This is a genomic window from Desulfoluna sp., assembly GCF_030145185.1.
In the GTDB taxonomy this organism is placed as follows: Bacteria; Desulfobacterota; Desulfobacteria; order Desulfobacterales; family Desulfolunaceae; genus Desulfoluna.
The window spans coordinates 48,797-57,510 of the sequence record NZ_JAQYWB010000040.1 but is presented as its reverse complement, the minus strand read 5'-3'; the positions used below and the strand labels follow the sequence as shown (position 1 = coordinate 57,510).

The 8,714-nt window shown below is 37.8% G+C and carries 6 protein-coding genes and 1 pseudogene; 1 reads left to right on the top strand and 6 read right to left on the bottom strand.

The annotated features are described in order from the left end of the window. Positions 1–93 precede the first annotated feature (93 nt). Positions 94–663 carry a DUF6444 domain-containing protein gene (locus Q1Q75_RS13955; protein WP_300671824.1) on the bottom strand — a complete coding sequence of 190 codons (570 nt, stop codon included), beginning with the start codon at positions 661–663 and terminating at the stop codon, positions 94–96. 126 nt (positions 664–789) lie between these two features. Between Q1Q75_RS13955 and Q1Q75_RS13950 the strand changes: the two are divergent. Continuing rightward, positions 790–1,671: pseudogene (locus tag Q1Q75_RS13950) on the top strand (IS4 family transposase); the annotation flags it as partial. Positions 1,672–1,788: 117 nt separating this feature from the next. Here the strand turns inward: Q1Q75_RS13950 and Q1Q75_RS13945 are convergent. The 5 genes from Q1Q75_RS13945 to Q1Q75_RS13925 all read right to left on the bottom strand — a co-directional run bounded on the left by Q1Q75_RS13945 (position 1,789) and on the right by Q1Q75_RS13925 (position 8,685). Beyond that, on the bottom strand, positions 1,789–2,850 hold the full coding sequence (locus tag Q1Q75_RS13945; protein ID WP_300671821.1) for a glycosyltransferase family 4 protein: 1,062 nt from the start codon (positions 2,848–2,850) through the stop codon (positions 1,789–1,791). Beyond that, positions 2,834–3,691: a glycosyltransferase family 2 protein gene (locus Q1Q75_RS13940; RefSeq protein ID WP_300671818.1), complete on the bottom strand. Its 858-nt coding sequence runs from the start codon at positions 3,689–3,691 to the stop codon at positions 2,834–2,836. The genes Q1Q75_RS13945 and Q1Q75_RS13940 overlap by 17 nt, the downstream gene beginning before the upstream one ends. An 811-nt stretch (positions 3,692–4,502) precedes the next feature. Next, on the bottom strand, positions 4,503–6,548 hold the full coding sequence (locus Q1Q75_RS13935) for a tetratricopeptide repeat protein (protein ID WP_300671815.1): 2,046 nt from the start codon (positions 6,546–6,548) through the stop codon (positions 4,503–4,505). Positions 6,549–6,997: 449 nt separating this feature from the next. Then, positions 6,998–7,768 carry an ABC transporter permease subunit gene (locus Q1Q75_RS13930; RefSeq protein WP_300671812.1) on the bottom strand — a complete coding sequence of 257 codons (771 nt, stop codon included), beginning with the start codon at positions 7,766–7,768 and terminating at the stop codon, positions 6,998–7,000. 2 nt (positions 7,769–7,770) lie between these two features. Further along, the gene (locus Q1Q75_RS13925; protein ID WP_300671809.1) at positions 7,771–8,685 is read right to left on the bottom strand and encodes an ABC transporter ATP-binding protein; all 915 of its coding nucleotides are present in this window, start codon (positions 8,683–8,685) and stop codon (positions 7,771–7,773) included. Positions 8,686–8,714 lie beyond the last annotated feature (29 nt).

The window sequence follows — 8,714 nt, the reverse complement described above, 5'->3', positions numbered from 1 at the left end:
TGTGGGAAAGGAAATTATGAAGAAAATAAAGAAGATGAAGAAAATAATTTTAAAATGTGGGAACTGAAGAAAAAAAGAAAGGAAGAAAATTGACTACACTTTCGTACCGCCAGTGAGCATGCAGATTAAAGACGCCGCTGACACTTCGGGAGTATTTTCGGGTACGGTAGCCTTTACAGACTGACCACATGATGGACAATTGCACTTATTCAAGATGAAGTGGCGGATGTCCAAACGGGGTGGTGGAAGCTCAATATTCTGATGGGTATAAAACGTTTCAAAATGGACACCCTCGAAGTTTCGGCACCCGCAAGAACACTGCGTCGGAAAAATATCGTGTGTCTCTGTTGGGGGTAACAACTCTTGTTGATGCCCTTTGTGCCCGGGTTGCCCTCCCTTAGGGAGAGAATCTTTCTTCTTAGGGAATTTTGCGGGTGCTTCGGTCTCTTTCTTTTCTTTGTATGGAGAATCAGAAGAGGGAGGCTTACTGGAGTTAGTTGAATTTTTGCCGTTCTTTTCGTTTAGCTTCTCAACGACCGCTTCAAGCTCGTTTATGCGTACCTGATGAGACGCCAACAGTCCTTCAAGATGCAGGATGTATACTTGCACAGGTTGAGGGGTTTTCACATAATCTTTTTGTGATGGCGGTTCTAAAATCTCCATGACATAGTGCTATCACACTAGTGAGCGCATGTCTAGTTTAAGTTGTTTTGATCGATTCTTCGTTAATTGTCAGTAATATTGAACGTTTGCGACAACAGAAAGCGAACTATAGCCCCCTGAACGCTTACGGGCAGAGATCTCATACAGGATTTATCCGAAAACGAATTTGCAAAGCAGTGTATCGCTCCTGACGGTGGGATAAGCCGGAGCAGCTTTTCAGAGGCCATCAATTCTCGTGGACTTGAGCAGCTTCAAGTCGTCTTCAAAGAGCTGTCAAAAAAAGCGAGCCATCTCCTACCCAAAGAATTTTCGCAGTTCGGGGAGCTTATTGCCATAGATGGCAGCCTTATCGATGCATGCCTGTCAATGTACTGGGCTGACTACAGAAAAGGCTCAAAAAAAGCTAAGGGCCATTTTGGTTTCAATATCAATCAAGGAATTCCAACAAAGGTTTATCTGACAGAGGGCAATGGAGCTGAGCGTCCTTTTGTCAGTTCTATTCTCTCCCCAGAACAGACCGGTGTCATGGATCGTGGTTATCAATGTCATAATGACTTCGATAGCCTTCAAGATCAGGGCAAACATTTTGTTTGTCGTATTAAAGCACTTACGACAAGAACTGTTCTTGAAAAATATCAGATCAATGAGGGCGAGAACTTTATATTTTATGATGCCAAAGTCCTTCTTGGTTCCTCACGAGCCAACCTGACCAAAATTCCCGTCAGGGTTGTGGGTTACAAGGTAGATGGCAAGGATTATTACGTTGCCACAGATCGATTTGACCTTAAAGCCCATCAGGTTGCAGAAGTTTACAAACTGAGATGGACTATTGAGTCCTTTTTTAAATGGTGGAAACACCATTTGAAAGTTTATCACCTTATAGCACGTAGCGAGTATGGACTGATGGTCCAGATTCTTGGTGGCCTCATTTCATATCTTTTAATGGCAATATATTGCCACGAGGAACACAACGAAAAGGTCTCTATTGAAAGAATCAGAGAGCTACGGGCGACCATTTTTAATGAGCTATGCGGTGCACCGGACTCCACTACTACGGCAAGGGAAAAAACAAAAAAACGTAAAAAGCACCATGCAAAGACCTAACCGGACATCACTGAAAATAAATTAAAATAACAGACTGAAATACGCATCTATACATTTATCCCATGAGAAATTCTTCATTACATATTCTGCTATAACTTTACGGTTATAACTTTGATTTATAATGGCTGAAGAATAACCTACACTATCTTCCACTTGTATCAAAATGCCCGTAATCTCATTTACAACAGCATCCTTGATACCTTGAAGATCGGATGCAACAACTGGAAGACCACATACGCCCGCCTCAATGGCTGTAATACCAAACCCCTCTACATCCCCATCAACGATAATATTTGGCATAATAAACAGATCTGAAGAGTGATACACTATATTTCTTTCCAAATCACTTAATCCACTAAATACCTTAACCCTATTTTCTAAAGAATATTTCATAATTGTTTTAGCAATACTACCATACTCTGGTCCAGAGCCTACAATTAAATAGATGTAGTTCTCATCCAATTTATAAAACACATTTTCTAAAAACCAGACCACACCCTTTCTTTGCACCAAACGACCGACTGTAAGAAGAATTTTTTTAGAGTTAACCTCAAAATCTACTATCTTTTTAAACTTGTATGAGATTTCATTTTTAGGCAAGTTAAGCTTAAAGTCATTGGCATTAACTCCGTTACCAATCACGATGCATTTCGATGCGGACATCCCTCTGTTAACACACTCCGTCAATGTTGAACGACTAACACAAACAATTTTATCAAGATGCGATAAAATTCTCGGAATGAATAATTGATAAGACCTATTACTGTACGTAATATCTAAGCCATGGATTGTTACAGTCACCTGAATACGAAAGAATGCTTTCAAAATGAAGCCAATAGGGGATAAAACACCATCACATAAATGCACTTTCTGTATGCGATATCTCTTAATCATGAAACTGGCAAGAAATAAACTATAGGGAATAAACCATAATAAATGAATATTGCTTTTTGAGAGTGTGATTTTATATGTTGATGCCCTCTTTTCAAAATTTTGGATCAAATTAAAACTAAACGTTTCAAGCCCGCCAATTTTAGGTGGATAATTTCTCGTAATGACGAGTATTCTATTTTTTATATTCATAGCGCATCTGACATATCTGTTCAGAAATGATCCCCATCATAAAAATGATCACTCCAGACATAAATAATGTAGCACTCATGTTCGTAAACCTGCCTCCAGACAGATACGTATATGCATAGTTAATAAACCCTAAAAGAAACATCATGCCACTGACAGGCAAAAAAACCCTTAAAGGTGAATAGAGTGTGCATATTTTAATAATAATCATCAAAAAGCGGGTCCCGTCCTTAACCAGGTGGATTCCGCTTTTTCCATTTTTACGAGACTTGACTCGTATTGGCATGTATTTCAGACTAAACCCACTTCGAAGAACAGCTATAGTCAAGGTGGTCGGATAAGAGTATGTATTAGGAAAAAGATGCAAATATTCCAAAGCTACTTCACGCTTAACAGCCCGAAAGCCAGAGGTCAGATCTTTGACTTTGAATTTTGCTACATAGGATGCAAATCCATTGTATAAATAGTTACCCACGGCCCTCCGGACTGATGCCTGCCCATTTAAAGAGCGCTCACCGACCACCATGTCGTATTCAGGAATATACGAAACCAACTTTTGAATATCAGCTGGATCATGCTGACCATCGGCATCCATGGTGACCAGTACATCTCCAGAAGCATGACGCATTCCTGTCTTTACTGCTGCTCCATTCCCTATATTGTAGGGATGTTCATAAACAATAGCACCTAACGACTTGGCAACGCGCGCTGTATCATCTGTAGAACTATCGCTGACAACAATAACCTCATACTCAGGATGAATACACCTGATAGCGGAGACTACTGCACCAATACTTGTCACTTCATTATAAGCAGGTAAAATAACGCTGACTGAAGAACTCATAAGCCCCCACACATTAAGACCAAACAAATCAAATACTACCGACAAAACCGTTAGCCCGAATAGAGCCTCTGAAAGAGAAAAGTCGTACCAAAGCTTTTAGGAATTACCAAAATATAGTTGTGCAATTGGCTCAAGCCCTCGATATCTTGGGCCGCTAAGGCATAGTGCATACCCCATTTTACCAATTTCTATTTCCATTGATCGCTTATCCTGCACTTACTGTTGGTTGCTATACGGCCATACTACCCCTAAGTTGACCCTATAGAATAAGTCTGTTTTTCAAAATTCAGGGTTATTTGTTAAAAAGACGTTGAATTCTGGTAAAGTAACAGTCAAATTCTACACAGTTGACACTTCTTTGACTAATTTCAGCATAGCATTCACCATGAAATTTCAGCGGGGACTTATTCTACGGCGTCGTTAGACGACAAAAAAACAGCCCAAAAAGTCGATAGGGCACAATACCTTAGTTCAAAAGCTCCTTGTTTAAATGTATTGGCCGTTGCTACATACAAACCGCAAATATGAACATGGTGCGACATTGAAGGCTCTTCGACTAGGTTCTATGCAAATTTGACCCCATTGCTCTACAAAAACCTACCCGAAACGCTACCGTATCCGACCATACAACTTATACGACCATAGCTTGAAATCCACCCAACATCGTTTTTATATCTCCTTTTCCGGTTTCCCTTCCGAATGGTTTTCATAATCCCTTATATTAATATTCTTACCGCCTCGCGGTACCTCGGAAAGAAAGTGAATGTCGCATGAATAGGAAAGCCTGTCATAGCCGCGACAATATCATTGATTAGTAACCCATATCATTCTGAATTACAGAATCAACAGAAGATATCTTTTTTTTGATAATAGTCTCTACTTCAGTAACTTGAACAATAGGAACATCTTTTAGATCTTTATATCTTTTCACTTCACTTAAGATATCAGGTATAGGAAATGACTTTATCATAGAAGTTATTACATCGTTAATTTTATTTTGATCGTCTATCAAAGCTGCAAGTTGCAAATAATAAACGTAGTATAAAAAGTTTCTATTTGAGTGAGGAATTTTATTTAAATACAATTCTGCTTTATCATAATTATGAATACGCATATTTGTATAAGCAAGAAAATAATAAGGAGTCGTCAAATCACCTCCAAGTTTTACATACTGTATAGACTGATTCTTGGCTTCAGTAAATTTATTTGTCTTAATATATATAACAGATTTGAGGCGATAATAGTCTTTGCGCTCCGGAAGACTTATCTCGCTAATACTAACATAATCTATCCAGCGTAACGCCTCTGAGTATTTCCCTTCACTAAGCTGCATTTTTGCGATTAGCAATGCGTCCGAATCGCTCTTAAGATACCCATAAGCCTTTATAAGGTACCATAGCGCCTTTGAATAGTCGCCCTTCTCAATATAAACAATCGCAATATTTTTTAAAGAAATGATCTTTGCTTTATTTTTTGTGGAATCATTCAATTCCATGGCCTTTTTATTAAATGCAATCCGTATTGCCTGGTCATGGTCACTGTTCGTGTATGTTGCGGATAAATTGTGATACACACGAGCCATATTTTCAGCATGCGGCAAAGCAGAAGCCCATAAAGAGCGTTCTGACTTCCAGTCTTCATTACGAGTGTATGTACTAAGGCCCAATATCATAAGAAGAAGCACACATAACATTTGTATCAGCCCCTTGGTTAGCTTACTGTAGCCTGACTCATATATTCCCTTATAAATTAGACAAGACGCAGGAATATTGAAAAAAAATGAAGGGATATAATTTCGATGTTCAAAAGCAATTTCAAGGGGAATAAATGTTGATTCTAACAAATGGCTCGTAAAAAAAAACAAAATCGAGAACCCGATCAATTTATGCCTACGCATTACTAAAATCACCGCTATGCAAAGGATAATAATGATAGTAATAAAAGCAAACAATGTCGATATTGGATCAATGAATGAGTTGGAAATAAAAAATTCATGCGCTATAGAATAATTACTCGACACTGGATATACCAATAAATAAAGATAAAAAATCACCACTCTAAATTCTGTCAAAAATCTTTGTACTTTAGTATAACTTCTTAAACGGTATGCATCATATACCGATGACCATTCGAAGAAAAAATCAAGAAGGACAAAAGCACAACACAAAGCAAAAATAACATTAAATAATGCCAAACAACGACGTTGCTTGCAATCGTTCGAATTCAAAAAAAACACATTCTCTAAAAGCAATATTGAAACCAGTAAAAGGATTCCGTTCTGCTTACTTCCGACAGACAAAATGAATAACGCAAAAAAAACCAAATAATATATTATTCTTTTATCACTTGATTTGGCTTTTAAATAAAACAGCAAAGCCAAAAGATAAAATAAAGCTGCCAGAGAATTCATTCTCTGGACGATGTAAGTCACCGACTGGATTTGAATGGGATGAATGGCCCATAGCAATGCTGACAGAGATGATATGAAAAGAATTCTTTTTTCAGATTTTTCGCCTGTCAACTCCAATAAAGAACGCGTAAGAAAAAACAACAAGATAGAATTTGTGAAATGTATTATTATATTAGCAATATGATAACCGAAAACATGGGTACCCCCCAAATACCAGTTAAAAGCAAAGCTCAAAAATGAAACGGGCCTCATGTTAATCAGCCACGAAATGGTCGGCTTAAAACCTGAGGCCTGCTTCAAGGAGTGGGGTGATAAATCTGATATATGAATAGACTCATTTTGTAAAATATTTTGATCGTCATCAAAATGCCAAGAGGCATTAAACGTATTACTATAAATAAGTAAAACAAACAAGCCACTCAAAACAACAAACCACTTTGAGCCCATTGGAATCCCCAAAAATTAGTCTTGATGATAAAAATACGATGGGTTCAAAAAACTGACCCATATAGCTCATTTATAGCCGAAAACCATTCAATCTTTAAGCTATTGAAATTTACATTCTCTTAATTATCTTTGTATTCGTTGTCTTTAAGAAAGTTTCTTTATAATAACCTGAAGCATCAAACCTTACAGGCCACACCATCAAAAGTTCGGACACAATTTTTGATAAAAAGCCTATCGAGAATCAATAGCAAGGTTACAATTACGGCTCTTTCACGATTTGAATGGGTAATACCGCACCATAAAGTTTGCGGTAGGATCAACTCACTGCCACATGCTATGAGTTTAAGCATCCCCCTGCCTACCATCGGAGACCTGCCTGTATCTGTCACGACACAAAGCATTTCGGTTCTCTCCTGAGTTACCCACTCTAATATGGGAAGAATCCACAATCACTCTAAATCTTTCTTCTCAAATACAACAATTGCAAATTTTAAAAGAATTGTAAGATATAATATTACATAACAGAAAGATAGAAACAAGTGAGGAACTTCGATCGGAATATTATAAAGAGCATGAGCCCTGAAATTAAATTTATTAAAATCAGGTAAGACATAATATAGTATTTGCAATACCCAGCCAACACTCTCGCTCGACAAACGGTATAAATCATAAATGCTATGAGAAATATTTCCAACAATATAGAAGGCTATAGTAAAAATACCACTGAGTATAGGAGAACTCATTGTTGAGAAGATAACGGCAAAGGCAAGTATTAATTCTATTTCACATAAGATAGAGAAAAATGCTGGAAACAAATTGATATTAATCGGATGACCTTGTAAAAACATTAAAACAACCATCATCGCAAACATCTGTATTTCCATCAGCACAAGTGCGGTACTTAAACCCAAAAACTTGCCGATAACAACCTCTCCCCTACCTATGGGTTTTGATAAAATATTATAAATTGTTTTTCTTTCTATCTCTCTATAGACCAAGCTAATTCCAACAAAAACAGAAACAAGAGTACCTATTACTGACATAGTTCCAAAAGACACATCAAGTAATATTTTTCTTGATTCACCAATCGATAAGCGACCCAAATAAAATGACAATCCAATTATAATTATCGAAAAAGCAAAAAAAGTATAAAAAATTTTATCTCTGACAGATTCTCTGTACGTATTAAGAGCAATAGAAAATAATTTATTCAAATGCATTTTCACCTCTTACATTCTCCGGGCAGCAAAAGAGTTTCAAGGCTCGAATACATTTCCTTTACATCCTCTATCCTTCCGCCAGAATTAATGATGACTTTAAGTACCATGTTCACATCATCTATCGTTGATAGTGTCAAGCGATACCCACCATGCTTCAATGTCTGTGCAGATTTAAACATGGGCATCTGTAAATCGTGCCGTGGTATTTCCCCTCTGAACTCAACAATCCAACTGCGATATCGATTGGTTTCTTCATTCGAAAGGATCTGCACGATCTCGCCTCCTTTAAGAACAACAACTCGATCGCAAATATCCTCAACATCACTTAAAATATGAGATGAAAAAACAACTGCCTTCCCGCGCTCTGCCCTATTCATAATAACAGACCGCATATCCCTTCTTCCCTCAGGATCAAGACCTGACATAGGCTCATCAAGAATCAATAATTCAGGATCGTTGAGCAAGGCCTGTGCTATGCCAAATCGCTGAAGCATTCCTTTCGAATAGCTTCTTAACAACGCATTTGAATGATCCTGAAGGCCAACTTCATTTAAACTATTTTCAATGAGAATAGTTGAGTCTTTCAAAGACATACCGAATAAAGATATATACAACCCCAAGCACTCTCTAGCTGACAAATGACTGTAAAAATAGGGTGACTCAGGAAGAAATCCAATGCGAAAACGAGGGTCCTGACCAAAGTGAGAGCTGAAATGAACAGCCCCCCGATCAGCCTTCATAAAACCCACGATAATCTTGAACAGCGTTGTTTTCCCTGCCCCATTGTGACCAACGAGACCCATAATTTCATTGCTCTCAATATTTAAGGAGATGTCTTTCAAAACATCTTTCTTCTTCTGCCAAAAATGAAACCCCAAAGACTTTGATACATTCTGCAATGACAATAGTGAGTTCATATAGCACGCACAAACCGCCCTAAGTATAG